Source organism: Kitasatospora sp. NPDC007106, from assembly GCF_040634455.1.
In the GTDB taxonomy this organism is placed as follows: Bacteria; Actinomycetota; Actinomycetes; order Streptomycetales; family Streptomycetaceae; genus Kitasatospora; species Kitasatospora arboriphila.
Genome location: NZ_JBEYFP010001229.1, coordinates 1 through 1,394, shown reverse-complemented (window position 1 = coordinate 1,394; position 1,394 = coordinate 1). Strand labels below are relative to the sequence as shown.

At 74.5% G+C, this 1,394-nt stretch carries 1 protein-coding gene; it reads right to left on the bottom strand.

All coding sequences use genetic code 11. The annotated features are described in order from the left end of the window. The coding region (locus ABZ641_RS37370) for a serine hydrolase domain-containing protein (RefSeq protein ID WP_359989038.1) at window positions 1-1,349 on the bottom strand (1,349 nt) is incomplete at its 3' end. Window positions 1,350-1,394: the final 45 nt, after the last annotated feature.

Sequence of the window (1,394 nt, the reverse complement as noted above, 5' to 3'; positions counted from 1 at the left end):
TGCCCCAGGAACGCCGCGGTCGCCCCCGGGTCCGTCGGCGCGGTGCGGCTCCCGAGGTCGCGCAGGCCCTGGAGGGCGGCCAGGTACGCGGCGTGCGCCTTCTCCGGGACGCCCCGGTTGAGGCCGAACCGCTCGCTCAGCAGCAGGTTGAGGACGTACAGGTAGAAGTACGGTCCGGTCGGGGTCGGGTTCATCGCGTTGAGCACGACCAGCCCGAGGTCGCGCTCCGGCAGGAAGCCGATGTACGAGGTGAAGCCGTCGATGCCGCCGTTGTGCCAGACCAGCGACGTGCCGTCGCGGAACCGGTTGCGGATCCAGCCCATGCCGTAGCCGGAGGCGGTGACGTCCGGGTCGAACTCCGGCGAGACGGGGACGGGGATGTGCGGCTTCCAGCACTCGGCGAGGTTCTGCGCCGACACCACGCGGCGGCCGTCCACGGAAACGCCGCGGCGCAGCTGCAGACGGACGTAGGCCGCCATGTCGTCGAGCGAGGCGAGGGTGCCGCCGGCCGGGGCGTAGCTGCCGACCGGCCCGTAGGCGAGCGGACGGTTGGCGCCGGTGAGGTCGGGGACGGTGCCGCGCATGAAGTCGGTGACCAGCCCGCGGGGGTCGTCGGCGATCCGGGCGCCGACCATGCCGGCGGGCCCGTATACCCGGTCCCGCATCTCGGTGGCGAAGGCGCCGGTCAGGGCGTCGCCGGTCACGCCGGAGGCGAGCAGCGGGAGGTAGCCGCCGACCGAGTAGACGGTGTTGTTGTAGAGGTAGGCGGTGTTCGGGCGGGCCGCCACCGGCAGGGTGGCCAGGGAGGTGAGCAGCTGAGGGGCCGTCGGGTCGCCCTCGTGGAGGCCGGACAGGGCCGGTGGTTCGTCGATCCCGGTGGCCATGCCCAGCAGGTCGCGGACCTTCAGGGAGTACGTCAGCCGGTCGGTGGGGGCCCGGAACCCCGGCCAGGCGTCGATCGCCCGCTGGTCCCAGGCGAGTTGCCGACGGTCGACGTAGGTCGCGGCGAGCAGCGAGGTCATCGACTTGGTCGTCGAGGCGACCAGGAACCGGGTCGCCGGGGTCACCGGCGCCCGGCTCTCCAGGTCGCGCACCCCGAGCGGCAGGCTCAGCAGCACGCCGTCCCCGTCGACCACGGCCACCGCCGCGCCGACCAGGCCCATGGCGGTGAACTCCTCCCGCACCCGGGCGGCGAAGGCGTCCCAGCCGCCGTCCCGGCCGGCCGCCCGCGCCGCGGACGGCGAACGGGCGCCGAGCCCCACCGCGACACCGCCCGCGACCAGTCCCCGGAGGACGGTCCGGCGTGTCGGACGGGTCGGTGTGAGTGCGTTCGCGGCGGCGAGCTCCAAGGGTCTTCCTCTCCCTGCTGCGGGTGGGAGCGGGCGCCGGGCCGT